We start from the raw sequence: 26,252 nt of genomic DNA, 5'->3' as shown, positions 1-26,252 counted from the left end.
GCCCTATGCAAAAGGTAAAAATACCGCGAACGGTTGATCCAGCAAAGTCCGCACAGAAACGATTAGATTACGATGGTATCATCCAAGCTAGTCTTTTCAAGCGCTTAGCGGAAGCAACTGAAGGCGTAAAACGCGACGCAGAAGTCTCATTGTCATTTGAGATAGATGAACAGCGACTTGTTGTTATCTCTGGTAAAGCTAACATCGAAGTCGAATTAGAGTGTCAGCGTTGTAATGAGGTATTCACACACGCGTGTGAAGTTGAATTCCTTTACACTCCTTACTACGGTGAGAAGACGGAAGAGGAAGCACCAGAAATTTATGATTTGGTAGATCTAAATGAGTACGGTGAATTAGACCTTGTACAACTGGTTGAAGACGAGTTCATCTTAGCATTACCTCAAATTGCGATGCACGATGAAGCGGATTGTAGCGTTGATTCAAATAACATGGTTTTTGGTGAGCTTCCTGAAGAAATTGAGGAAAAGAAACCGAATCCATTCGACGTTTTGAAAAATCTGAAAAAGTAACTGGTGTGGTAGCCGCTTCTTCTTTAGGTTTTTAACCCAATAGTATAGGAGTAGGGTCAATGGCCGTACAGAAAAACCGTAAAACTCGTTCTAAGCGCGGTATGCGTCGTTCACACGATGCGCTAACTACAGCTGCACTATCTGTAGACGCGACTTCTGGTGAAACTCACCTACGCCACAACGTAACTGCTGAAGGTTACTACCGTGGTCAAAAGGTTATCAACAAGTAAGGTTGAACCTTTGCAAAGTATTACCGTTGCACTTGATGCAATGGGCGGGGATTTCGGTCCACGCGTAACAGTGCCTGCCGCCGTGCAGGCACTGTCTCATTTCCCAGAGCTAAAAGTGATTCTTATAGGTGATCAAAGCCTGATCACATCTCAATTATCTCAACTCGGTACCTCTACCAGTTCCCGCTTGACTATTCTTCATAGCGAGAAAGTTATCTCGAACTCAGAAAAACCGTCTTTAGCATTACGCAATAGTCAAAACAGTTCTATGCGTATGGCAATTGATCTGGTTTCTGACCAAGAAGCGGATGCTTGTGTAAGTGGCGGCAACACCGGCGCATTAATGGCGCTGTCGCGATTTATCCTCAAGTTGCTTCCCGGTATAGAGCGGCCTGCTTTAGTTTCAGCTTTACCCACCATCAGTGGCAAACGTACTTGGATGTTAGATCTTGGTGCGAATGTGTCTTGTGACGCAGACAGTCTGTTTCAGTTTGCCGTGATGGGCAGTGCATTAGCAGAAGAACACCTATGTCGTCCTCCTCGCGTTGCTGTACTTAATATTGGTGCAGAAGAAATTAAAGGGAACGATTTAGTTAAACGCTGTGCAGAAATGCTTTCTCAAACCGACGCTATCAATTTTGTTGGTTATATTGAAGGTAATCAAATTTTGCATGACGTAGCCGATGTCATCGTTTGTGATGGATTTGTTGGCAACGTATGCTTAAAAGCCAGCGAGGGAACAGCACAACTTTTTATCGAAAAACTAAAAACCAGCATGATGGCATCGACGATAAAGGGTTGGATTGCTAGAAAGTTGTTTTCTCGGCTATTTAATGAACTAAAAACACTGAACCCCGACCAGTATAACGGCGCAAGTTTGCTAGGATTGCGCGGCATTGTCATAAAAAGCCATGGAAGTGCGGATGTATCTGCGATTGTCAATGCACTTGGCGAGGCAGTACACGAGGTCAAACGACAAGTACCAAGCCGTATTAGCGATCGTTTGGAAGCGGTTTTACTCGAGAGGCATTATTAGTCTTCATGTATAGCAAAATTTTAGGTACTGGCAGCTACCTGCCATCTCAAGTGCGTACTAACGCAGACCTAGAGAAAATGGTAGATACAAGTGATGAGTGGATCGTAGCTCGTACTGGTATTAAAGAGCGTCGAATTGCAGCAGAAGACGAAACTGTTGCGGACATGGCATTCTACGCAGCTGAAAACGCTATCGATATGGCCGGCATTGATAAAAATGATATCGACCTAATTATCGTTGCTACCACGAGCAGTAGCCATACTTTCCCTTCATCTGCGTGTCAGGTGCAGGCAAAGCTTGGCATTAAAGGTTGTCCGGCTTTCGACTTAGCCGCTGCTTGTTCTGGTTTTGTTTACGCATTGTCTGTTGCGGATCAACATATCAAATCAGGTATGTGTAAAAACGTATTGGTGATTGGTGCAGATGCACTGTCTAAAACGTGTGATCCAACTGACCGTTCAACGATCATTTTGTTTGGTGACGGTGCGGGTGCAGTTGTTGTTGGTGCAAGCCAAGAGCCTGGCATTATCTCTACGCATATCTACGCGGATGGCCAATTTGGTGATTTATTAAGTCTACCTGTACCAGAGCGTGGTAAAGATGTTGATAAATGGCTTCATATGGCTGGTAACGAAGTATTCAAAGTTGCGGTAACTCAACTGTCTAAACTCGTTAAAGATACGCTTGAAGCAAACGATATGCACAAGTCTGAGCTAGACTGGCTAGTGCCGCACCAAGCGAACTACCGTATTATTTCAGCGACGGCGAAAAAACTGTCAATGTCACTAGACCAAGTTGTTGTCACATTAGACAGACACGGTAACACGTCGGCAGCAACAGTTCCGACAGCGCTTGATGAAGCGGTTCGTGATGGCCGTATTAAGCGTGGACAAACGTTGCTACTTGAAGCATTCGGTGGCGGTTTCACATGGGGCTCTGCTCTGGTGAAATTCTAAGTTTCGCGAGAATTCAAAATTTAAGGTGCACTCACGTGCATCTTATTTCTTTTTACATTGCTTAAAGGAAAACAACATGAGCAAGTTTGCTATCGTATTTCCAGGTCAAGGTTCTCAAGCTGTAGGTATGCTTGCTGATCTAGGCGAACAATATGACGTAGTAAAACAAACATTTGCAGAAGCATCTGACGCACTAGGTTACGATCTATGGGCGCTTGTTCAAAATGGCCCTGCTGAAGATCTAAACCAAACTTTCCGTACTCAGCCTGCATTGCTTGCTTCTTCTGTCGCTATTTGGCGCGTATGGCAAGAGCTTGGTCTAGAACAACCAGCAAACCTAGCGGGTCACAGTCTCGGTGAATACTCAGCGCTTGTGTGCGCTGGCGTGATTGACTTTAAAGAAGCAATCAAATTGGTTGAACTACGTGGCAAGCTAATGCAAGAAGCGGTTCCTGCGGGTACTGGCGCAATGTATGCAATCATCGGTCTAGATGATGATGCGATTGCAAAGGCGTGTGAAGAAGCAGCGCAAGGCGATGTCGTTTCTCCAGTAAACTTCAATTCTCCTGGTCAAGTTGTTATCGCAGGTAGTAAAGATGCAGTAGAGCGCGCTGGCGCACTGTGTAAAGAAGCTGGGGCGAAACGTGCTCTTCCTCTTCCTGTGTCAGTGCCTTCACACTGCGCGTTAATGAAACCAGCAGCAGATAAACTAGCAGTAGCGCTAGAGTCTATCGAATTCAACACACCACAACTTCCAGTTATCAATAACGTTGATGTGGCAGCTGAAACTGACCCTGCAAAAATCAAAGACGCGCTTGTTCGTCAGCTATACAGCCCAGTTCGTTGGACTGAAAGCGTACAGCTAATGAGTGAACAAGGTGTAGAAAACCTTCTTGAACTTGGCCCGGGCAAAGTTCTGACAGGTCTAACAAAACGTATCGTGAAAACACTAAGTGCAGCAGCAGTTAACGATGTGGCGTCGTTAGAAGCCGCTAAATAATTCTTTCACGATAAGAAAAGGAAAACACAACATGATGAATCTAGAAGGTAAAATCGCTCTAGTGACTGGCGCAAGCCGTGGCATTGGTCGTGCGATTGCTGAGCTTCTTGTTGAACGCGGTGCCACCGTTATTGGTACCGCAACGTCTGAAGGCGGCGCGGCTGCGATCAGCGAATACCTAGGCGAAAATGGTAAAGGTTTAGCGCTTAACGTCACTGACGTTGAGTCTATTGAAGCAACACTAAAAACCATTAACGATGAGTTTGGTGCGATCGATATTCTAGTGAATAACGCAGGTATCACTCGCGATAACCTACTAATGCGCATGAAAGACGATGAGTGGAACGACATCATCAACACAAACCTAACGCCTATTTACCGCATGTCTAAAGCGGTTCTGCGTGGAATGATGAAAAAACGCGCGGGTCGTATCATTAACGTAGGTTCTGTTGTAGGTACTATGGGTAATGCGGGTCAAACTAACTACGCAGCAGCAAAAGCGGGCGTGATTGGTTTTACCAAATCAATGGCTCGTGAAGTGGCTTCTCGTGGCGTAACTGTTAACACAGTTGCACCTGGTTTCATCGAAACTGACATGACTAAGGCGCTAAATGATGACCAACGTGCAGCAACGTTGGCGAACGTGCCAGCTGGTCGCTTGGGTGATCCTCGTGAAATTGCATCAGCAGTAGTTTTCCTAGCTTCACCTGAAGCCGCTTACATTACTGGTGAAACTTTGCATGTAAATGGTGGCATGTACATGGTTTAATGCACAGTTCGTGCAAATTTAGCTATTTTACATTGTGAAAAATAGCCTATAGTTGCAATTAACTGTCATGAACTTGTCATGCTTATGCGCAAGATTTGTGCATGATTTAAGTCAAAAATGTATTGAAATTCGGTTAAATTCGCTAATTTTGTGGTTTGACCAGCAAGGACCCCCTTGCAACTTTCAATAGTTCGAATAAACTACGGAATCATCGCATTAGGCGAAATCTGTAAAGGAAAAGAAAAATGAGCAACATCGAAGAACGCGTAAAGAAAATCATTGTTGAACAGCTAGGTGTAGACGAAGCAGAAGTTAAAAACGAAGCTTCTTTCGTTGATGATCTAGGTGCTGATTCTCTAGACACTGTAGAACTAGTTATGGCTCTAGAAGAGGAATTCGACACTGAGATTCCTGATGAAGAAGCTGAGAAGATCACTACTGTTCAAGCTGCAATCGACTACGTAAACAGCGCTCAGTAATTATCTCTCCCAGGCGGTCTCCTAGACCGCCTGTGTTCTTTCTAACTTCTTCTATCCTCTCATAGAAATATTCAATTCCCGGAGAATTATATCGTGTCCAAGCGTCGTGTAGTTGTCACTGGCATGGGTATGTTGTCACCGGTAGGCAACACAGTAGAATCATCTTGGAAAGCCCTGCTTGAAGGTAAAAGCGGTATCGTAAATATCGAACACTTCGATACTACGAACTTCTCAACTCGTTTTGCAGGTCTTGTTAAAGATTTCGATTGCACAGAGTACATGTCTAAAAAAGATGCTCGTAAAATGGATCTATTCATCCAGTACGGCATTGCAGCGGGTATCCAAGCGCTAGATGACTCTGGCTTACAAATTACCGAAGAAAACGCGCCTCGAGTTGGTGTTGCAATCGGCTCAGGTATTGGCGGCCTAGACCTCATTGAAACTGGTCACTCAGCACTGGTTGAGAAAGGTCCTCGCAAAGTTAGCCCATTTTTTGTTCCTTCGACCATCGTAAACATGGTTGCGGGTAACCTGTCTATCATGCGTGGTCTTCGTGGTCCAAACATCGCGATCTCTACTGCATGTACTACAGGTCTACATAACATTGGCCACGCTGCTCGTATGATTGCATACGGTGATGCAGACGCGATGGTTGCTGGTGGTGCAGAGAAAGCTTCTACGCCTCTTGGTATGGCAGGCTTCGGTGCTGCTAAAGCACTTTCTACTCGCAATGACGAACCTCAAAAGGCGTCTCGTCCATGGGATAAAGGCCGTGACGGCTTCGTTCTAGGTGATGGTGCTGGCGTGATGGTTCTTGAAGAATACGAACATGCGAAAGCACGTGGCGCTAAGATTTACGCAGAGCTAGTTGGCTTTGGTATGTCTGGTGATGCTTACCACATGACTTCACCAAGTGAAGATGGTTCAGGTGGTGCGTTAGCAATGGAAGCCGCAATGCGTGATGCGAACATCACGGGTACTCAAGTAGGTTACGTGAATGCTCACGGTACATCTACTCCTGCTGGCGACGTTGCTGAAATCAAGGGTGTGAAACGTGCTCTTGGTGAAGAGGGTGCAAAACAAGTTCTTGTTTCTTCAACTAAGTCAATGACTGGTCACCTATTGGGTGCTGCTGGTTCAGTTGAAGCTATCATCACGATTATGTCTTTGGTTGACCAAATCGTTCCACCAACGATTAACCTTGATGATCCAGAAGAAGGTCTAGACATTGACCTTGTGCCACACACAGCGCGCAAAGTTGAAGGTATGGAATACGCAATCTGTAACTCGTTTGGCTTTGGTGGTACAAACGGTTCTTTGATCTTCAAAAAGTTCGCTGAGTAAAATCTCTAATAAGGTTTTAAGACCGCGAAACTTGTATTCTAACGGCTCGATGCTTAGCATTGAGCCGTTTTCTTTTATTTGTCGTCTGTAACCTAAGGGTGTTCTAATGTTTTGGGTAAATGGAGTTCCACAAACACAGGTTTCATTAGGTGACCGCTCTTTTCAATATGGAGACGGTTGCTTTACTACTATCCAGACTAAAAACGGCGAGCTAGGGTATTGGCAAGCGCATGTTGAACGTTTGGAAGCATGTCTCAAAACACTTCATATTCCTTTACCTGACTGGAGTATAGTTTCCGAGTGGGCTCACTTGGCTACCCTGAAAGATGAACACGCTGGAATCAAAATTCACATTAGCCGCGGAATCGGTGGAAGAGGGTATGGCACTAAGGGCATTGAGGGCCCAATGGTGACCATCTCGAACTTTGCATTTCCTGTCCATTATGTCGACTGGCAACAAAATGGGGTGAATCTGGGGGTATGCGAAACCCGTCTCGGAATTCAGCCTTTGCTGGCAGGGCATAAACACAACAATCGCTTAGAACAAGTGCTTGCGAAAGCTGAAATTGATCACTCTAACTTTGCCGATGCAGTGACGTTAAATGTGCAAAATCATGTCATTGAAACTACAATGGCAAACCTTTTTTGGGTTAAAGATAACAAGGTTTATACGCCTAGCTTAAATTTGTCTGGCGTCGCAGGCGTGATGCGTCGCAAGGTGCTTGAATTTTTTGAGGCCAATAATACCGAAGTTGAAGTAGGGGACTTTTCTCTGATGGAACTGCTTTCTGCGGATGAAGTATGGATGTGCAACTCACTACTAGGTGTTGCACCTGTCACGAGCATTACAGCCTCCAATAACCACAAAACTGTCTTTCCGATAGGAAAACTGACTCAACGACTGCAAGGGAATTTAAATACGTGATTAAAAAACTGTTGGCTTTTGTTGTGCTGATCGCTGTGATAAGCGCAGCAGGGTTTTTTTACGTTGTTTCACAAACAAAGCAATACGTTAACTTGCCAATTTTAATTGAGCAACCTCAACTGTTCACTGTCGAAAACGGCACAAGCTTTCATCGTGTAATGCGCGATTTGGTGAAAGAGAACATCGTAAAAGCGTCTGATTACACTCGCTTAATGCCCCATCTTTACCCAGAGCTTCTTCAAGTGCGAGCCGGCACTTACCAACTCGAGCCAAATGTATCGCTTTACGAGGCGTTAGAGCTACTCAATACAGGCAAAGAACATCAATTTGCCATCACGTTTGTTGAAGGTAGTCGTTTTTCTGAGTGGTTAGAGCAACTTCAAAGCGCACCGTATGTTCAACACGACCTTTCAGGGTTGTCAGAAAAAGAGATGGCACAGAAGCTTGGTATTGAACGTGATAAGCTTGAAGGCTTGTTTTTGGCTGAAACGTACCACTACACCGCTGGTGCGAGCGAAAGTCAGTTGCTAAAGCGTGCACATTCCAAATTAAATAAAATACTGGATGCGAACTGGGACGCTCGTCAGGAGAAGCTGCCTCTCAAAGACAAGTATGAAGCGCTGATCCTTGCCTCGATTATCGAAAAAGAAACGGCGATTGATTCAGAACGCGAACGTGTTGCTTCTGTGTTTGTTAACCGTTTGAATAAACGTATGCGACTTCAAACGGATCCGACCGTTATCTACGGAATGGGGGATGCTTACGATGGTAACATCCGTAAGAAAGACCTACGCACCCCAACACCATACAATACCTACGTTATTAATGGTTTGCCGCCGACACCTATTGCAATGGCCGGAGAAGCCTCTATTGAAGCTGCACTAAACCCAGAAAGCAGTGATTACTTATATTTTGTAGCAAGTGGGACGGGCGGACACGTTTTCTCGAAATCACTTGCTGAGCACAATCGTGCTGTTCGAGCCTATTTAAGAGAACTAAGAAAGAACAAATGATGAAAGCAAACTTTATTGTCGTAGAGGGCCTTGAAGGCGCGGGGAAAAGCACTGCGATTAAAACGGTTTTGGACACGCTCAAACAAGCGGGAATCGAAAACATCGTTAACACGCGTGAACCTGGTGGGACACCTCTTGCCGAGAAAATGCGCGCTTTAGTCAAGGAAGAGCATGAAGGCGAAGAGTTGAAAGACATGACAGAGTTGCTTCTGTTGTACGCCGCGCGTGTTCAACTGGTTGAGAATGTGATTAAGCCAGCGCTTGCAAACGGACAATGGGTTGTTGGCGATCGCCATGACTTGTCATCACAAGCTTACCAAGGTGGTGGCCGTCAAATTGATGCGTCACTCATGAAAAACCTTCGTGACACTACGTTGGGTGACTTTAAGCCCGCATTTACACTTTATATGGATATCGACCCTTGTATCGGTCTTGAGCGCGCTCGTGGTCGTGGCGAGCTAGACCGTATTGAAAAGATGGATATCAGCTTCTTCGAGCGCACTCGTGAGCGTTATTTGGAAATCGCCAATGCTGATCCGTCGATTGTTGTGATCAATGCAGAACAATCGATTGAAGAAGTGTCTCGTGATATTCAAGACGCCTTGAACGAATGGTTGTCTCGCCAGTAAGTAAAAAGCGAATATAGGTTACGCATGTTTAATGATTTTCCTTGGCTAAAGCCAGCATGGGAGAACCTCAAATCTGGGTTGGATTCAGATCGAATTCCTGGAGCTTTATTGCTGCAAAGTGATAAAGGCTTGGCAGTAGAAAAGCTTGTTGAGTTTTTTAGTCATGCACTTCTTTGTCAAAACTACAGCAGTGAAGCTTGCGGTTTTTGCCATAGCTGTCAACTGACGAAATCTCAAAGCCATCCAGATTTGCACTGGATTAAGCCAGAGAAAGAAGGCAAGGCGATTACGGTTGACCAAATTCGCGCTTGCAATCGTCTAGCTCATGAATCTTCTCAGCTGAATGGTTACCGTTTGTTTGTGATTGAGCCAGCCGATGCGATGAATGAATCCGCTTCTAATGCGCTATTAAAAACGCTGGAAGAACCGGGCGAAAAATGTTTGTTTTTGCTGGTCACTCATAATCAAGAAAGATTGCTACCGACGATTCGTAGCCGATGCCAGCATTGGGTTGTGATGCCGCCTTCAACCGATCAAGCTATGCAGTGGATAGGGGAGCAAGGCTTGTCTCAAGTACCGGCTTTCGCACTGAAACTGAATATGGGTTCTCCATTAAAAACGCTTGAATCGTTGAAAAATGGTGAGCTAGAGGAGTATTCGGCTTTCGAACGTTGTTTGGTTGAAACACTGTTATTTCCGACGTCTGATGTATCCAAATGTGCATCGTTAATGGCAAAAAATCCAGACCAAGCGCTGGATTGGGCATGGTTGTTATTGACGGATGCTCAGAAGGCGCAGTTTGGTGTTGTAGACGAAGGTATACTGCCTGGTGCCGCGAAATTTCAGCCCCATCATTACGATGGGTTGTATGCATCAACAAAGAAACTCATGGAGCTCAAAGCGCAAATGCAAACCTTTCCGGGTTTGAACCTTGAGCTACTATCAATGAACTGGTTAATTGAATCACGAGAGGCATTATGTTCGTAGATTCGCACTGTCATTTAGACAAATTGAATTACGATGATCTTCATATCAATATTGAAGACGTTATTAACAAAGCAAAGCAAGCTAACGTAAAAGAGCTGCTATCTGTAGGTGTTACGTTAGACTCATTTCCTAATATGTTGGAGATGATCGAACCTTACGAGAATGTGTACGCTTCTTGTGGTGTTCACCCATTGGATGTTGAGAGTGCGTTTTCCATGGAGACGTTGCGTCGCCATGCTAGCCACGAAAGAGTCGTTGCTATTGGCGAAACTGGATTGGACTACCATTACAAACCAGAAACAGCGGTACTTCAAAAAGAGCGTTTTGAACAGCAGGTTGAGTTGGCGGTTGAACTGAACAAGCCGCTTATTATTCACACCCGCAATGCGCGTGAAGATACATTGGACATTTTACGTAATGGTGGTGCAGAGAAATGTGGTGGTGTCATTCATTGTTTTACTGAAGATCTTCCCTTTGCCGAAGCTGCTATGGATTTGGGTTTTTATATCTCGATTTCAGGTATCGTGACTTTTCGTCAAGCAACCGAGTTGAAAGAAGTGGTGAAAGCGTTGCCATTAGAGCGACTGCTGATTGAGACCGACTCACCATACTTGGCTCCAATTCCTCATCGAGGAAAAGAGAACCAACCGGCTTATGTTGTCGAGGTTGCCGCGTATATTGCGCAACTTAAGTCATGTGCACTGTCTGAGGTTGCGCATAAAACCACCGAAAACTTCCGAAATCTTTTTTTGCGATAAAAAATGACATCCGGTATTAAAAAGGAGCGAAAGCTCCTTTTTTTGTTTGCAAATACGTCAGATGTACTCTTCATTTTAATGTTTACGAAAAATGTTGATTCAATAACATTCAAATTTCACAAATGTAATTTTGTTACTAAAAATAACATTGTTCTGTATTTTATTTACGCCTTAAAATTAATAATATAAATAATAAAATCTTTATAAAACAGTAATATAAGTTAAATGCAAACCTTTTCATTGACCGTTTTTGGGTGTGATCTAAGACTTGTTTTGAAACTAAATTTCGTAACTGTGTGGAAAGTTTGAGGGTCATCAATATATATTTAGAGCCGGAAAATATAATGCAGTTGTGGTTACATTTTCATTGGGTGCTAACCTTTAGGCTACGGGGGTGTGCCGTTAGTGCCCAAATAATACTTATAAATTTATCAGGAGCATAAACATGTTTAAGAACCTTTTTGCTAACCTGCAAAAAGTTGGTAAGGCGCTGATGCTTCCAGTATCAGTTTTACCAGTTGCAGGTATTTTACTAGGTGTTGGTGCTGCCCACCTAAGCTTTATTCCAGAGATCGTTTCTAACCTTATGGAACAAGCTGGTGGTTCAGTATTCGGCCAAATGGCACTTCTATTCGCTGTAGGTGTTGCACTAGGCTTCACAAACAACGATGGTGTAGCTGGTCTAGCTGCTATTGTTGGTTACGGCATCATGACAGCAACACTAGGTGTTATGGCTGGCGTAATGGGCGTTGAAAAAATCGATACAGGTGTACTAGGTGGTATCCTTGTCGGTGGTGTTGCTGCTTGGGCATTCAACCGTTTCTTCAAAATTCAACTTCCAGAATACCTTGGCTTCTTTGCAGGTAAGCGTGCAGTGCCAATCATCACTGGTTTTGCAGCGATCATCCTTGGTGTAATTCTTTCTGTAATTTGGCCACCAATCGGCGGTGCAATCTCTGCATTCTCTGACTGGGCTGCGCACCAAAACCCACAACTAGCATTCGGTATCTACGGTGTTGTTGAGCGTTCACTAATCCCATTCGGTCTACACCACGTTTGGAACGTACCTTTCTTCTTCGAAGCTGGTACTTGTGTTAACGCAGCAGGCGAAACTCAACACGGCGTTCTAACTTGTTACCTAGTTGCTGATGAAGCATCTCGTGCTGCTGGTAATGGCTTCGGTCAGCTAGCGGGTGGTTACATGTTCAAGATGTTCGGTCTACCAGCTGCAGCAATCGCAATTGCTCACTGTGCTAAACCTGAAAACCGCGCGAAAGTAATGGGTATCATGGCGTCAGCTGCTCTGACTTCATTCCTAACAGGTATTACTGAGCCAATCGAATTCTCATTCCTATTCGTTGCTCCTGTTCTATACGGTATCCACGCTCTACTAGCTGGTTCTGCATACATCGTTGCTAACACTCTAGGCTTTGTACACGGTACATCTTTCTCTCATGGTCTGATCGACTTCCTAGTTCTATCTGGTAACGCTCAGAAGATGGGTCTGATGATCGCTGTTGGTCTAGTTTACGCAGTAATCTACTACGTAGTGTTCCGTGCAGTAATCACAGCTCTTGACCTAAAAACTCCTGGTCGTGAAGATGAAACTGAAGAAGCTGCGGCGACTTCTAGTTCAGACATGGCAGGTGAGCTTGTTGCAGCATTCGGCGGCAAAGCAAACATCACTGGTCTAGACGCATGTATCACTCGTCTACGTGTTGCTGTTGCAGATACTGCTGCGGTTGACCAAGACAAACTAAAACAACTTGGCGCTGCTGGTGTTGTAGTTGTTGCAGGTGGTGTTCAGGCTATCTTCGGTACTAAGTCTGACAACCTAAAAACTGAAATGGATGAGTGGATCCGTAACCACGGTTAATCCCCAACATTCATTGTTTTGAAAGGAGGCTAAGGCCTCCTTTTTTGTTTTTTGGATATTGCTGAATAACTTATTATCTATTGCCTACCTGCCTGACTTTCTTGCCTATATTTTTTGCCTATTGGTTTCATAAGTACGGCCTAGGCTCACCTTATTGAACCTTGTGATCTCAAACTCATCTTTACTTTTGTCGGCTTTTTCGTACAAATCGTTTACTCGCTGATGACATAACAAATATTGAACATGTTTGAATTATGCACGATGTTTTTTTAAGAATTGATAACGTGTATGAAGAATAAAATTATCTTAGCAGTGGGTCTTATTTCTAGCTCGGCAATGGCGGCTAACGAGCCTGCTAATCTGTCTGTCGGTATGGCAGTAGACCAGCAATTGAGCGTGGTTGTGGAAGTTGACAACAAATATCGAGGTATCATTGGCAACGATGGCATGGCGTTCGACTATATTGCGAAGCGTGGTGCGTTTGACCAGAATATGCCAATCACTTGGTATGTCGGGGTTGGTGGCTGGTATGAGTGGGATGACGAATTTGGTATTCGTGTTCCACTTGGCGTGAACTGGGACCTATCGAAAGGGTGGGACGTTTATGCGCAGATCCATCCTGAGCTCGATCTCTATAAAGGCCCTGACTTACAGTTGGGTGGGGCAGTTGGTGTGAAATACAGCTTCTAGCTCTCAAATAAAAAATGCCGGCATAGATGCCGGCATTTTGTTTCTGATTAAGACGGAATTTCAATCTTACTGTTTGTTCATCGCACGTTTAATGCAGATAGCTGCACCACCCCAAGTGATGCCCAAACCAAGAACCATCATAATGATTGCGCTAACGGTCATTTTACTGCCTCCTTGCGGTTTGCTGCGTTGATAAGTAAGCCAAAGATAAAGAGTGCGGCAATGATTGCCCAACCTAGAGTTAGATCGTAGCCACCATAGCCTTCTGTAAATAGAGCATAAAGCTTAGTTGCCAAGATGATTGCTAACATGATTGGTGTTACAAAGCGTAAACAAATCTCAAACCATTGACCGATAGAGAAATCAGAACGCTCATTCACGTAGCCGCGTACTTCTGGTACACGATTTAGCAACCAAGCCATCAATACGATTTCAATCAAGCCACCAACCATAATACCAACATTGTTTGCAAAGTGGTCGACTAAGTCTAGTAGCAGTAGGCCACCGTTGGTCGCAAATGCCATTGACACAACAAAGCCAGTACCGATTACCACATTTGCTGCTTTCTTACGGCTCCACTTTAACTTATCAATAATGGCTGACGTCACTGCTTCCATAATCGAGATGTGTGAACTTAGACCGGCCACAACAAGCGCAAAGAAGAACAGCGGGCCAAGAATGTAAGGCGCTGGCAATAGGTTAATTGCCGCAGGTAACGTCACAAAGGCAAGGCCTACGCCAGCAGAGACAACTTCTGTTAGTGGTTTACCTTGCTCTTGAGCCATGTAACCCAATACAGAGAAGATCATGATACCTGCAAGGATAGAGAAACCACAGTTGATCAGTACGGTCATAAAGGCGTTGTTTGTGATGTCAGACTTCTCAGGCAAGTAGCTTGAGTAGGCCAACATGATTGCAAAGCCGATACTTAGGGTAAAGAAGATTTGACCATACGCGGCAGCCCATACTTTTACGTCCCAAATCTTGCTGAAATCGGGGTCGAACATATAGTTCACACCATCGAGTGCACCGGGTAGGAATACCATGCGACCGATCAGAAATAGAACCATCAAGAATAGGATTGGCATCATGATTTTTGATGCGCGTTCGATGCCGGACTTAACGCCACTTGCAATGGCAATGTAAGTAACAGCCCAAGCAATGGTCATCGCTATAGCAATTTTCCATTGAATACCGCCTAAGTTTGTTGGTGAGTTATCACCTAACTTTAGGTATTCGCTAAAGAAAAACGCGTTAGTGTCGGTTCCCCAACTTTGAGTAAACGACATACCAAAGTAAGAGATAGACCAACCAATTACCGCAACATAGTAAACGGCAATAACAGCAGCAACGCCAACTTGGAACCAGCCAAGCCATTCAAACTTCGAATGGATTTTTGCTAGTGTTTTCGGTGCTGAACCACGGTATTTTTGTCCCATACTGAACTCAAGGATCATGAATGGGATACCGGCAGTGATCATGGCAAAAAGGTAAGGAATAAAAAATGCGCCGCCACCGTTTTCGTAAGCCATGTATGGGAAACGCCAAATGTTACCCAATCCGATGGCTGACCCGACTGCTGCTAAGATGAATCCTGCACGGGATCCCCATTGTTCTCGCTTCATATCTGACTCCTATACGACTCCCTAAGGAATGAAGCTCTCTCAGTTGATCTGCAATCCCTGCTAAATTGTTAAAAGAAAGGACAACTGTTATCCGTCAGTTTTATGATCCTAAATTCTAACTTGTCATTAATTTGCAGAGTTATGTTTTGCCTAACGTAAGAGAAGTTAGAGATTAACTCTTATTATGTTGATGTGTGTTTGATAAAACTGAAATATTTATCTGTTTTCGTTATTCAGACTAACTTCTAATAATACAGAGCGCAATAGATTCTAAATGTTAACAGTAGTGTTTTGTGTGGTTTTAATGTTGTTAAATAGTGAGAAAATAGGTGATCTGAAAGGTTGGTTAGGCGGTTTAGTGAAATAAATGACTGCTATATTGCTATTTGAATGGTCTTATGGACTATTTTTATCATTTAGGGCGTACGACTATCTTTTGCACACCCTATAGATAATGTTCCGGTTAATTTGCCTCAGTTAAAAGCGAAAACTAAAGCCTACGTTTGACTGAAATTGGTTCATCCAATCAGTATCGAATTTGATGATGCAGCTTGAACCATCAGATGGCAAAGTGCATGCACCAGATGTGTCATTATCTACGACCGTACCTAACCAGCGTACTTGTGCCGTTAGAGCAAAGTTTTTTGAAAATGCGTACTCTAACCCGGCAAAAGCACTGGCAGAAAAACCGTATTTTTTATCAGCCCAGTCGACGTCGGTGTAAGACCCGCCAACCCCCAACCCTACATAGCTTTGCCAACCTTCAGCGAGGGGATAGTAAATACTGCTTTGGAATTGTAAATAATGGATATCGGCGGAGTTCGACAACTCTTTGAGTTCTGTCGGTTGTGCAGAATAGAAAAGGCCGATTTTTCCCATTTCAAAAGGTGTTTCTATTGATAAGGCGTAACTGAGGGCAGGGTCTATGTCATAGGTGTTTTTGTTTTCATCTTCGACTTGCCCGCCGCCAGTAAAGCCAATAAATGGGGTTACGATAACATTTGCTTGTGCGCTCAATGCGCAGCTCATTAACATGCCCCCAACTAGCCAACTGAGTTTATTCTTCATGTCCTATCTCCTTATTATGACTAAGCTAATTGTGATGGCTTAGTCAAAATCGCGCGACTAAATTAACCAAATCTTGAACATGTTTCACACTGGTGTTATTAATTTGTTACAGGTCAAGGAGGCGTTTATGGAACACGATCTAAAATCCGCACTAATCATTGTCGTCAGTGTTTTCGCAGTGCTTTTGTCGTTCGGAATTATTGCGATTACGACGGCCTAACAATAAGCATCAGAAAACTGGCGTGAGCCGATGATACGTAACAGCGGTATAATCACCGAAAGCCATACAGAGCTCGATATAGAAGTTTATGAGCACTTTAGACATGGCAAAACTGCTCTAGTCACACAAGGAGGAGGGCAGCGAGGGATTTTTACCGCTGGAGTGTTGGACGCACTACTCCTTTCTAATTTCGATCCTTTCGATGAGTTTTACGGCACTTCTGCAGGTGCTCTAAACCTTTGCTCGTATTTATGTCGTCAACATGGCATGGGTAAAGCGTTCATTACCGAACTGACTACTTCTCCTGAGTTTTTTAATCTTTTCCGCTACATTCGTAAGCAACAATACTTGAGTCTTGAGTGGGCGCTAGAAAGAATCCAAGATTTTCCTTACAAACTGGATCTCGATTTAGGGCGTAAGACCTTGGCTGGAAGAGGGGCGTTTGCAGCCGTTACGAACGTGGAAAATTTATCCGATCAGTATTTGCCGATTCTTGGGGACGATTGGTTCCACACCATGCTAGCCACTTGTGCGATTCCTAAGTTGTACCATGGCCCTGTCGATGTAAATGGGCAAAAGTTTGTGGATGGTGGTGTTTCCGCCTCGATTCCGGTTCAAGAAGCGTGGCGACAAAATGCGCGCAACATTATTGTGATTCGCACAGAACCCTTCTCTGAGATAGAGGCGAGGGCGCAAAGTGAAATCGGAGACGTGCCAGTAGAATGGTATCGCGAATCCATAAACTCGGTGCAGCAATCTTGGCAACAAAAAGTCAGCCAATGGAAGTCTGACTGGACGTCTTTCTTCCAACAAAAAATTAATACTGCGCACCAGTCTAAGTTAACTGGGAAAATGCTTCTCAACGGTGGTCGTTGGTTATTTGGTGCTGATAATTTGTATCGATTAAGCCATTTGATTGGTGAGAATTTTGATTCTGGCTTGGCCGATATGCTGATGATTCACTATCAGACCTTTGAGCTAACGCAGGCGTTTTTATCAAACCCACCGGACGACACGTTTATTTTGCAAATTGCGCCCAAAGAGGGCTTGAAATCTTCTTCACTCCTGAGTGAACCAGAAGCGTTAGAACATGATTATCAATTGGGCTTGCAAGCCGGGTTTAATCTGGTTCAGTTATACGATCAACTGAATATGGACCTTGAAGGTAGAGAAAGTGCTTAAGCTAGCGTAAGTCACCTAAGCGATAAACAAAAAAGGGCTCCACTGGAGCCCTTAGCATTTCTATTACGTTAGACTGGCAGAATACGCATGCAGTTGGTTGAACCAACGACGTCCATCACGTCACCTTGAGTGATGATCACTAAGTCACCTTCATGTAGGTAACCTTGATCTTTGAGGCTGGAAATTGCGGCTTGAGCGGTTGGTAAGCCCGCATCGCATTTCGCATCAAAGTACACTGGCGTCACGCCACGATATAACGCTGCGCGGTTGAGCGTCGATTCGTTACGCGATAAAGCAAAAATCGGCAAACCCGAGCTTAGGCGTGACATCATCAAAGCAGTTCTTCCTGACTCTGTTAATGCAATCATCGCTTTAATGCCTTCCATGTGGTTCGCTGAGTACATGGTTGCCATTGCAATGGTCTCTTCTGCTGTTTCAAAGGTGCGGTCGAGACGGTAGGTCGATAGACTTGCTTCAGACATCTTTTCTGCGCCAATACAGACATCCGCCATTGATTTCACGGTCTCTACCGGATATTGACCGGCAGCGGTCTCTCCAGACAGCATCACGGCATCGGTGCCATCCAAAACGGCGTTTGCTACGTCCATGACTTCTGCACGCGTTGGCATTGGGCTATTGATCATCGATTCCATCATTTGAGTTGCAGTAATGACAACGCGGTTCAAACTTCGAGCTCGACGAATGAGTTTTTTCTGAACACCGATCAGCTCAGGATCGCCAATCTCAACGCCTAAATCGCCGCGAGCGACCATCACGACGTCAGAAGCTAGGATGATATCGTCAATCGACTCGCTCGTGGCGACGGTTTCTGCACGTTCTACTTTTGCGACGAGTTTTGCTTCTAAGCCGGCATCCCGGGCCAAGCGTCTGGCATAGTGCATGTCCTCGCCATTGCGTGGGAAAGAAATGGCCAAATAGTCGACCTTAATTTCTGCGGCTGTGATGATGTCAGCTTTGTCTTTTTCCGTGAGTGCATCGGCTGATAAGCCACCGCCTTTTTTGTTGATGCCCTTGTTATTGGATAATGGGCCACCAACGGTCACACGGGTATGGACTTTATTTCCTTCTACGCTGGTGACTTGCAATTGAACTCTGCCATCATCAAGCAGTAGAATGTCGTTCGGTGAAACATCTTGAGGCAGTTCTTTGTAATCCAAACCAACGGATTCTTGGTTCCCTTCGCCTTTTGGTAAGTCGCTATCTAGTGTGAATTTATCGCCGACTTTGAGTGTGATTTTACCGTCTTTAAAGGTCGAAACACGAATTTTAGGTCCCTGTAAATCGCCAAGAATGGCAACCTGACGCCCTAATCTTGCGGCAATCGCGCGTACTTTTTTAGCGCGTTGAATGTGGTCTTCACTTGTACCGTGAGAAAAGTTCATACGAACGACGTTCGCACCAGCTTTAATGATCTCCTCCAGCACATTGTCTTTATCAGTTGAAGGGCCAAGAGTGGTGACAATTTTCGTTCTTCTTAATTTGGAAGTCATAGATTCTCCGAAGAATGCAGGTGTAGGACAAAGTAACTCAAATTTTATTCTTACTTAATCTAACCACTGTCGAGGTCAGTATTTTCTAAGCTCGATGCCAGTTAGGTATAAGTATATGCACAGATTGTTTGCATGAAGAGTGACACTCGCTAAAACAGACGGATAATACATAGAGGACTAACGAGTTAGCGAAAACCTCTTTGTAGGGATGCTCTGTGGTCGCTTATGTTGCTCTCCTAATTTGAAGAATAAAATAAGTTATTTTTCAAACAATTTAACAGGAGTAGATTTCCCGTTATTTGATTGAATACACAAACAAACATGTTTATACGTGATGCTTGTCACGGGGATTTATTAATTCACTTCACAATTACTTCGCAAAGTAAAAAAATTGTCTCGTTATAGAATTTCGGAGTGCAAGATGTACATGGCTCAACCGGGCCATATTGATCATATCAAACAGGTCAATGCTGGTCGTGTATATAAACTTATTGACCTAAAAGGTCCAATTTCTCGAATTGATTTGTCGAAGCAAAGTGAGCTTGCGCCTGCGAGTATCACCAAAATCACTCGAGAATTAATCGAAGCACACTTGATTCATGAAACTACCGTACAAGAGGCGACAAGTCGTGGTCGTCCTGCCGTAGGCCTACAAGTTAACAACGAAGGTTGGCAGTTTCTGTCGATGCGTTTAGGTCGTGGCTATCTGACTATTGCTCTGCATGAGTTGGGTGGCGATGTCTTGATCGATACCAAAATCGAAATTCATGAACGTGACCAAGACGATGTTCTTGAGCGTCTGCTCTACGAAATTGACGATTTTTTTCAGACGTATGCCGATCAACTCGATCGTGTTACTAGCATCGCGATTACGCTTCCAGGTCTTGTAAACTCTGAGCAGGGCGTGGTGCTGCAAATGCCTCACTATAACGTCGAAAACCTTGCTTTGGGGCCAGAGATTTACAAAGCGACGGGTTTGCCGGTCTTTATTGCCAACGATACGCGTGCTTGGGCTTTAGCTGAAAAGCTCTTTGGTCATTCCCAAGAAAATGACAACTCTGTTCTTATTTCGATTCACCATGGTTTAGGCGCCGGTATCATTCTTGATGGGCGAGTTCTTCAAGGCCGCCACGGTAATATCGGTGAACTAGGGCATATTCAAATTGATCCCAACGGGAAGCGATGTCACTGTGGCAACATTGGTTGCTTAGAAACGGTTGCCAGCTCGCAAGCGATTCGTGAAGAAGTGGTAAGACGCATCTCTGAAGGTGAAGCTTCTATTCTCGCGGCTCAAGAAGAGATGAGTATCGAAAGTATCTGTGAAGCTGCGGCAAATGGCGATCCTCTCGCGGTTGATGTGATTGAAAAATTGGGACGCTATTTAGGTTCTGCAATTGCTATCGTGATCAACTTGTTTAACCCAGAAAAGATTTTGATTGGTGGGGTAATTAACCAAGCGAAAGAGGTGCTTTATCCAGCCGTTCGCCGTTGTATTGAAGAACAAAGTTTGCCTGTTTATCACCAAGATCTTGAGCTGGTGGAATCTCGCTTTTATAAACAAGCGACGATGCCGGGCGCTGCGCTGATAAAACAAGCTCTGTATGATGGGCAGTTGTTAATGAAGGTGGTGGAAGGTTAATCACTTCTTTCTATCTTTAATTTGATTTAGGGTGTGGCTCAAGAGCGCACCCTTTTTTGATCTTAAAAAGCCATCAAATGACGAATCTGAGCAGCAGTGCATTGCTATGTGCACGTCATTGATGTAATTTGCACTTATATCTAATTTGGCTCATGATGTTAAACGTATCAAGCTAACGTATTGAGTTTACTTAGATATCTATACACTCATTAAAAAACGTCGCCTTGTATTCTCAGCAAGGTTTCCAATAAAGAGTGAAAAATAATCGTTCAGAATTTAGGTAGTAGTATGTCCGGAGTTTTAAATACGGTTGATCAGCGTACGAACTTAGTGGGTGAAAACCGACTGGAACTTTTGCTGTTCACGTTAAACAGTCGTCAGTTATTTGCGATTAATGTGTTCAAAGTGAAAGAGGTGATAAAGCTTCCGCCGTTGACTAAGCTGCCTGGCTCACACTACAACATCCGTGGTGTTGCTTCTCTTCGAGGTGAGGCCGTACCTGTGATTGATTTACGTTGTTCGATTGGTTTTCCTCCTCTTCGTGGAGAAGCGGAAGAAGAAAACTTGATCGTGACGGAATATAACCGTTCGGTGCAGGGTTTCCTTGTTGGTCCGGTACGTAACATCATCAATACCGCATGGACTGAAATTCAGCCGCCGCCATCGACTTCTGGACGCTCTAACTACCTCACAGCTATCACCCAAGTGAAAGATGGTGATACTTCTCAAATCGTTGAGATTATTGACGTTGAGAAAGTGTTGGCGGAAATCGTTCATTATGATGTCACTATCTCAGAAGATATCTTAGATCACGACTTATCGCAGTCGATGGTTGGACGTAACGTTCTTATCGTAGACGACTCTTCGACAGCAAGAAACCAAGTACGTGACACCCTTTCTCAATTGGGTATGAACATCATCGAGTGCCGAGATGGTTTAGAGGCATTAACGGTGCTCAAACGTTGGTGTGATGAAGGTCGTGACGTTGAAAAAGAGCTGTTAATGATGATCACGGACGCTGAAATGCCAGAGATGGATGGTTACAAATTGACTCACGAAGTTCGTAGCGATCCTCGTATGTCGAAGTTGTTCATCACGTTGAACACGTCACTCAGCGGTAGCTTTAACGAGGCGATGGTGCAAAAGGTAGGCTGTGATCGTTTTATCTCAAAATTCCAGCCAGATTTGTTAGTTGAAGTAGCACAGGATCGTTTACGTCAGGTGCTTTCTACAAACGCCTAACTCATCAATAAATGTAAACAAAGGGAGGGTAACCTCCCTTTGTTGTATCTGCTCATTCTTAATGGAAGTCACGAGACTTACTCTGCAAGTTGGATAAGTAATGAGTACAGTCAATCAATTTACCCGCAATGACGTGGATGACTTCTCCCTCTCTTTCCAAAATACCTTTTACCATCAATATTTTTGAGGTGAGGTAAGCTTGCTTTTGCGCTCTTGCCGTCGCGCTCCATACCACAACGTTAATGTTGCCAGTGTCATCTTCTAAGGTGAAAAATGTAACGCCTGCTGCAGTGCCTGGGGACTGCCTTCCGGTGACGACACCTGCCACAGTCACAAGCGACTTATGCTCTTTATCAACCAATTGTTTCATACGCGTAAAGCGAGGAAGTATCCCCGCTTCTTCTAGCAGAGTAATTGGGTGCCGGTTCAGCGAAAGACCTGTACTGGCATAGTCTTCAATAAGGCTTTCATATTCAGATGGCTGTGCTTGATAGCTAACGCTTGGCTCTTCGATATGATGAAACAAAGGCAAATCGGACAGTGAATCCATCGCTGCCCAACGTGCGTTATAACGGTTACCCGATAAGATCTGAAAGGCATTTGCAGAAGCTAATAATTCGATATCACGACGACTTCTCAAGATTTGTTTGACCTCTTGTATTGAGTGATAGCCCGTTTTTGGTCGTCGTTCGACTAAGCGAGTCGCGCCTTCCTCATTAAAGCCTTTTACCAATCGAAAGCCAAGTTGCACGCCAAGTCGGCCATTGGGGCGTTGAATCAAATGATGCTGGTAATAGGAATGATTGACACAGATAGGCAGAACTTCGACGCCGTGACGACGAGCGTCTTGCACCAATTGAGAAGGGCTGTAAAACCCCATTGGTTGGCTGTTTAACAGTGCCGTATAAAACTCTGCAGGATAGTAGTATTTTAGCCATGCCGAGCAATACGCCAAAACGGCGAAAGACGCTGAATGACTTTCTGGAAATCCGTATTCACCAAAGCCACAAATTTGTTCAAAAATGCGCTCCGCAAATGCTAAGTCGTAACCCCGCTCTTGCATGCCATTGAGCAGCTTAGGCTTAAACTTGGCTAAATCACCATTCTTTTTCCATGACGCCATGGCTCGACGAAGTTGATCAGCCTCGCCACCACTAAACCCCGCAGCGACCATGGCAAGTTTGATGACTTGTTCTTGGAATATAGGCACGCCCATGGTTCTTTCTAAAACGCTTTTCACTGCTTCTGATGGATAGCTGACAGGCTCTTCGCCGTTGCGCCTTTTCAAAAACGGGTGAACCATGTCGCCTTGAATCGGCCCTGGACGTACGATCGCGATTTGAATAACTAAGTCGTAATAACAAGCTGGTTTTAAGCGAGGCAGCATGCTCATTTGCGCGCGAGATTCGATTTGAAAAACGCCAACGGTGTCTGCCTTTTGGAGCATGCGATACACATGAGGATCATCTTGTCGGCGAGTGATCTCAGCAATTGAAAGTGATCGCTGATGGTGTTTCTCAATTAATTGAAAGCATTTACGGATAGCATTGAGCATCCCGAGCGCCAATACATCGACTTTCAGAAGCTCTAAGCTTTCGAGATCGTCCTTATCCCATTGAATGATAGTTCGATCTTCCATTGCTGCATTTTCAACGGGCACCAATTCATATAATGGACCAGATGAAATCACGAAGCCGCCGACATGCTGAGAAAGATGACGAGGAAAACCAATGATCTCATTCACCAGTTGGATAAACTGCTGACCTTTTAGCGATTCTGGTTGCAAACCAAGCTCAATAATTTGTGCTTGCCAACCTTGGCTACGATCTCGGCGGTTAACATTTTTGATGAAAAAATCCAATTGGGTCTCTTCAATACCTAACGCTTTTCCGACCTCACGTACCGCACTTTTGAAGCGATAACTGATCACTGTTGCGGCAAGAGCGGCACGTTCACGTCCGTATTTTTTATAAATGTATTGAATGACTTCTTCACGGCGCTCGTGTTCGAAGTCAACGTCGATATCTGGTGGCTCTTTACGTTCTTTACTGATAAATCGTTCGAACAAGACAGAGATTTGTCTTGGATCGACGGCGGTGATTTCTAAGCAGTAACACACGACGGAATTCGCCGCTGATCCTCGGCCTTGATAAAGAATGCCTTGCTGTTTAGCAAACATGACGATGTCATGAATGGTTAAAAAGTAATAATGGTACTTGAGGTCTTCTATCAACCTCAGTTCGTTTTCGATGGTTTGGTTGATGTCCTCCGGCACGCCTTCAGGAAAGCGACGCTCTTTACCTTGTTCCACCAACATTCGTAAGTAAGAATTTGGTGTATAGCCATTAGGAATCAGTTCTGTAGGGTATTCGTATTTCAGATCAGACAATTTGAATTCGCACAAATCCGCGATGTACTTACTTTCCTCTAGCCACTCTGGTTTGTAGATACGAACCAACTTATTCAGTGGTCGTAATGCGCGTTCAGCATTAGAAAGACGTTCAAAGCCCAGCTTATCAACACTGCAACCATGCTTAATGGCGGTGAGTATATGTTGTAAAGGCAGGCGCTCAGCCGTGTGCATGAGTACGCCGCCACAAGCTGTAATAGGCAGTTGCAATTCGTGAGCTAGCTTCTCGCAGTGATTTGTGTAGGCATCATCGTCGCCACCAAGATGACGTTGAATCGCAACCCATAGTCGATTGTTATGGTGTTGATTGAGCCAGCGCCCCCAGTAATGGTCACTCGCTTGGTGGGTAGGAAGCCACAATACTAAGCAGTGACGAATCGACATCAGATCCCACTCAGAAAGCTGATAGCTGCCTTTTTCGCTGCGTCGTCTCGCGTTAGTGATGATACGGCACATCTCAGCATAAGCTTTACGGCAGGGGCAAAGTAGGACTATTTGGCACTCTTCGTTGAGCCAGAACATACTGCCGACGATCTGTTTGATATCAAGTTTATGCTGCTCAATCGTTGCATGGGCTTTGACCACGCTAGCGACCGAGCACTCATCAGTAATCGCGATGGCATGGTAGCGATAAAAAGCCGCTTGCAACACAAGCTCTTCTGCATGAGAAGCGCCAGTGAGGAAAGAGAAATTAGACTGACAAAATAATTCTGCGTAACTCATAACAACTTAGCAAAAATAGCCATGAAGAAACCAATGTTTATGTTGATCGCGAAATACCCATAACCAGCGACCTTGCTTGGTATGAGCAATGTAGTAATCGCGCATAATTTCGTCGCCATCCCACCATCCGGATACGATTCGTTCTGGCCCATGCACCAGCGATACTTGTTCTTGCAGAGCAATTGGGATAGGCAGTTGCATTGCTGGGCGCAGCAAATCTGGGATGCTATGAGTGGGTACGTCTGGCTCATCGGCTAGTCGGTATTGGCTGGCTTTCTCCGGTCTTGGGTCGCAGGCAATATCTGGTTTGAGCACTGCACTTTTCCCAAGTTTAGCTTGGAGTAAAGAGAGCAGTTCTAACGCATTCATCTGTCCTTTTGGCCCAGAAAAAAGATCTCGCGCAGCACTTAAAGGCTCACCCTGACGAACAACTTTTAGTGTCAAACCGACCACCGCTCCATTAAGCGTGAGCGACTCTAAGCTCAAACTCGCCAGTTGTTGCCAGCGATGGCATAGATAATCGCCTTGAGCAGAGGTGAGTTGAAGATGCTGCTCGTGTTTATCGCGTTGATGGAGCGTTAAGCGAAGTTCAAAGGCGACTTTGTCTCGCAATTTTAGAAAGGTTTCGAGTTGGCGAAGGAGCTTTGCTAACGGTTTTTCAATCCACTGAACATTTTCGATCTCAAACAGTAACTCCAAATACACTTGGAACGATTCGGTTGGATGGTAAAAGTCGACAGGGTGTTTGAACTGACCAGTAAGGCGTCCGACGTAGTTGACTAAATCAATATCAAAACGGCGAGCGATGTCTTGCAATGGCAATTCCAGTAACCCTTGCAGCGTTGTTACGCCCACTCGTTGGAGTTTTTCAACATTGGAGGGCGATAAATCGGTTAGGGTTAATGGCAACGGAAATAAAGCTTTTTGGATAGAAGTTTTATCTTCGCTAAGCACATTCGCACCAGATAACGCCATCAATTTAGCGGAAAAAGGTGAGAAGCCACAACCAAACTGAAAGCTCAATTTTAGTTCATCTAAATGAGTTCGGATTTTATTCCAATAGTTTTGTAATCCTTCATAGAGATTAAGCATTGGCGTCGCACGCAGCAAAATACCTTGGTTTGGTATCAATACGACATCAGAAGTGACCAAATACATCCATTGAGCCACCTCTTGCAACTTATTCCACTCCGTTTGTGGGTGGTAAGGATGCACTTGCAAGTCATGACACAAAGACGCAGCACTGCCTAAGCCCATATTTGGCTTAATGCCTTGCTGCTTGGCCGTCTCGTTGTATTGAATAATCCGGCAGCGTTGACTTTCGACAATGACGACCGGGTGCTCTTGGTTGTTGCCAAACAGCGCATCCAACTGTAGGTGAGGGAAGTGCAAGTAGATCCACAAAACCAT

25 protein-coding genes are annotated in these 26,252 nt (G+C 44.6%); 19 read left to right on the top strand and 6 right to left on the bottom strand.

Annotated features, from left to right (window positions below; translation table 11 throughout):
• The first annotated feature begins 5 nt into the window (after positions 1–5).
• The 15 genes from yceD to DYB02_RS12115 all read left to right on the top strand — a co-directional run bounded on the left by yceD (position 6) and on the right by DYB02_RS12115 (position 13,222).
• Positions 6–530 (top strand): 23S rRNA accumulation protein YceD, encoded by a 525-nt coding sequence (yceD, locus tag DYB02_RS12190; RefSeq protein ID WP_029805597.1) that lies wholly within the window; start codon positions 6–8, stop codon positions 528–530.
• A gap of 59 nt (positions 531–589) precedes the next feature.
• On the top strand, positions 590–760 hold the full coding sequence (gene rpmF / locus DYB02_RS12185; RefSeq protein ID WP_005396978.1) for a 50S ribosomal protein L32: 171 nt from the start codon (positions 590–592) through the stop codon (positions 758–760).
• Positions 761–770: 10 nt separating this feature from the next.
• Positions 771–1,796 carry a phosphate acyltransferase PlsX gene (gene plsX / locus DYB02_RS12180; RefSeq protein WP_005490633.1) on the top strand — a complete coding sequence of 342 codons (1,026 nt, stop codon included), beginning with the start codon at positions 771–773 and terminating at the stop codon, positions 1,794–1,796.
• A 5-nt stretch (positions 1,797–1,801) separates the two neighbouring features.
• Positions 1,802–2,752, top strand: a complete 951-nt coding sequence (locus DYB02_RS12175) for a beta-ketoacyl-ACP synthase III (protein WP_005490641.1) — start codon at positions 1,802–1,804, stop codon at positions 2,750–2,752.
• A gap of 76 nt (positions 2,753–2,828) precedes the next feature.
• Positions 2,829–3,752 carry an ACP S-malonyltransferase gene (gene fabD / locus DYB02_RS12170; protein WP_015297035.1) on the top strand — a complete coding sequence of 308 codons (924 nt, stop codon included), beginning with the start codon at positions 2,829–2,831 and terminating at the stop codon, positions 3,750–3,752.
• Positions 3,753–3,786: 34 nt separating this feature from the next.
• Positions 3,787–4,521, top strand: coding sequence for a 3-oxoacyl-ACP reductase FabG (fabG, locus tag DYB02_RS12165; RefSeq protein WP_005494558.1), 735 nt, complete (start codon positions 3,787–3,789; stop codon positions 4,519–4,521).
• Positions 4,522–4,766: 245 nt separating this feature from the next.
• Positions 4,767–5,000, top strand: a complete 234-nt coding sequence (gene acpP, locus DYB02_RS12160) for an acyl carrier protein (protein ID WP_004406112.1) — start codon at positions 4,767–4,769, stop codon at positions 4,998–5,000.
• Positions 5,001–5,093: 93 nt separating this feature from the next.
• Positions 5,094–6,344 carry a beta-ketoacyl-ACP synthase II gene (gene fabF / locus DYB02_RS12155; protein ID WP_005482767.1) on the top strand — a complete coding sequence of 417 codons (1,251 nt, stop codon included), beginning with the start codon at positions 5,094–5,096 and terminating at the stop codon, positions 6,342–6,344.
• Between the two features lie 106 nt (positions 6,345–6,450).
• Entirely contained in the window at positions 6,451–7,269 is an 819-nt protein-coding gene (gene pabC / locus DYB02_RS12150) for an aminodeoxychorismate lyase (protein WP_029845797.1), read from the top strand.
• Positions 7,266–8,282, top strand: a complete 1,017-nt coding sequence (mltG, locus tag DYB02_RS12145; protein WP_029806292.1) for an endolytic transglycosylase MltG — start codon at positions 7,266–7,268, stop codon at positions 8,280–8,282. Before pabC ends, mltG begins: the two co-directional genes overlap by 4 nt.
• Entirely contained in the window at positions 8,279–8,911 is a 633-nt protein-coding gene (tmk, locus tag DYB02_RS12140; RefSeq protein ID WP_020841031.1) for a dTMP kinase, read from the top strand. Before mltG ends, tmk begins: the two co-directional genes overlap by 4 nt.
• A 24-nt stretch (positions 8,912–8,935) precedes the next feature.
• Complete coding sequence (locus DYB02_RS12135) at positions 8,936–9,898, top strand: DNA polymerase III subunit delta' (protein WP_029806290.1); 963 nt, start codon at positions 8,936–8,938, stop codon at positions 9,896–9,898.
• Positions 9,889–10,656 carry a TatD family hydrolase gene (locus tag DYB02_RS12130; protein ID WP_021823170.1) on the top strand — a complete coding sequence of 256 codons (768 nt, stop codon included), beginning with the start codon at positions 9,889–9,891 and terminating at the stop codon, positions 10,654–10,656. Before DYB02_RS12135 ends, DYB02_RS12130 begins: the two co-directional genes overlap by 10 nt.
• Positions 10,657–11,101: 445 nt before the next feature.
• Positions 11,102–12,532 (top strand): PTS glucose transporter subunit IIBC, encoded by a 1,431-nt coding sequence (ptsG, locus tag DYB02_RS12125; RefSeq protein WP_005453963.1) that lies wholly within the window; start codon positions 11,102–11,104, stop codon positions 12,530–12,532.
• A 288-nt stretch (positions 12,533–12,820) separates the two neighbouring features.
• A complete protein-coding gene (locus tag DYB02_RS12115) occupies positions 12,821–13,222 on the top strand; it encodes a hypothetical protein (protein ID WP_005453959.1) in 402 nt (133 codons plus the stop codon).
• Between the two features lie 66 nt (positions 13,223–13,288).
• Here the strand turns inward: DYB02_RS12115 and DYB02_RS12110 are convergent, their stop codons facing one another.
• From DYB02_RS12110 to DYB02_RS12100, 3 genes are all read right to left on the bottom strand, one after another.
• The gene (locus tag DYB02_RS12110; protein ID WP_005494570.1) at positions 13,289–13,384 is read right to left on the bottom strand and encodes a MetS family NSS transporter small subunit; all 96 of its coding nucleotides are present in this window, start codon (positions 13,382–13,384) and stop codon (positions 13,289–13,291) included.
• The gene (locus tag DYB02_RS12105; protein ID WP_021822374.1) at positions 13,381–14,847 is read right to left on the bottom strand and encodes a sodium-dependent transporter; all 1,467 of its coding nucleotides are present in this window, start codon (positions 14,845–14,847) and stop codon (positions 13,381–13,383) included. The genes DYB02_RS12110 and DYB02_RS12105 overlap by 4 nt, the downstream gene beginning before the upstream one ends.
• A 477-nt stretch (positions 14,848–15,324) precedes the next feature.
• Positions 15,325–15,915, bottom strand: coding sequence for a putative outer membrane beta-barrel protein (locus DYB02_RS12100; protein ID WP_005494573.1), 591 nt, complete (start codon positions 15,913–15,915; stop codon positions 15,325–15,327).
• Positions 15,916–16,042: 127 nt separating this feature from the next.
• Here DYB02_RS12100 and cydH point away from each other — a divergent pair, with 127 nt between their 5' ends.
• A complete protein-coding gene (gene cydH, locus DYB02_RS12095) occupies positions 16,043–16,135 on the top strand; it encodes a cytochrome bd-I oxidase subunit CydH (protein WP_005494575.1) in 93 nt (30 codons plus the stop codon).
• Between the two features lie 30 nt (positions 16,136–16,165).
• Positions 16,166–17,317 carry a patatin-like phospholipase family protein gene (locus tag DYB02_RS12090; protein ID WP_005453952.1) on the top strand — a complete coding sequence of 384 codons (1,152 nt, stop codon included), beginning with the start codon at positions 16,166–16,168 and terminating at the stop codon, positions 17,315–17,317.
• A 68-nt stretch (positions 17,318–17,385) separates the two neighbouring features.
• On the opposite strand, the gene pyk is transcribed toward DYB02_RS12090, so the two are convergent.
• On the bottom strand, positions 17,386–18,828 hold the full coding sequence (gene pyk / locus DYB02_RS12085) for a pyruvate kinase (RefSeq protein ID WP_005453949.1): 1,443 nt from the start codon (positions 18,826–18,828) through the stop codon (positions 17,386–17,388).
• A 421-nt stretch (positions 18,829–19,249) separates the two neighbouring features.
• On the opposite strand from pyk, the gene mlc reads away from it, so the two are divergent.
• Positions 19,250–20,467: a sugar metabolism global transcriptional regulator Mlc gene (gene mlc / locus DYB02_RS12080; protein ID WP_005494578.1), complete on the top strand. Its 1,218-nt coding sequence runs from the start codon at positions 19,250–19,252 to the stop codon at positions 20,465–20,467.
• Positions 20,468–20,755: 288 nt separating this feature from the next.
• Positions 20,756–21,709, top strand: coding sequence for a chemotaxis protein CheV (locus tag DYB02_RS12075; protein WP_005494587.1), 954 nt, complete (start codon positions 20,756–20,758; stop codon positions 21,707–21,709).
• A 58-nt stretch (positions 21,710–21,767) separates the two neighbouring features.
• Here the strand turns inward: DYB02_RS12075 and DYB02_RS12070 are convergent, their stop codons facing one another.
• Both DYB02_RS12070 and DYB02_RS12065 read right to left on the bottom strand, forming a co-directional pair.
• Complete coding sequence (locus DYB02_RS12070; protein WP_029804876.1) at positions 21,768–24,842, bottom strand: error-prone DNA polymerase; 3,075 nt, start codon at positions 24,840–24,842, stop codon at positions 21,768–21,770.
• A gap of 6 nt (positions 24,843–24,848) precedes the next feature.
• Entirely contained in the window at positions 24,849–26,252 is a 1,404-nt protein-coding gene (locus DYB02_RS12065; RefSeq protein ID WP_029804877.1) for a Y-family DNA polymerase, read from the bottom strand.

The sequence above is a fragment of the Vibrio parahaemolyticus genome, assembly GCF_900460535.1.
Classification (GTDB): Bacteria; Pseudomonadota; Gammaproteobacteria; order Enterobacterales; family Vibrionaceae; genus Vibrio; species Vibrio parahaemolyticus.
Note: the sequence above shows the minus strand (reverse complement) of the source record. Positions and strands in the feature narration are given on the sequence as shown.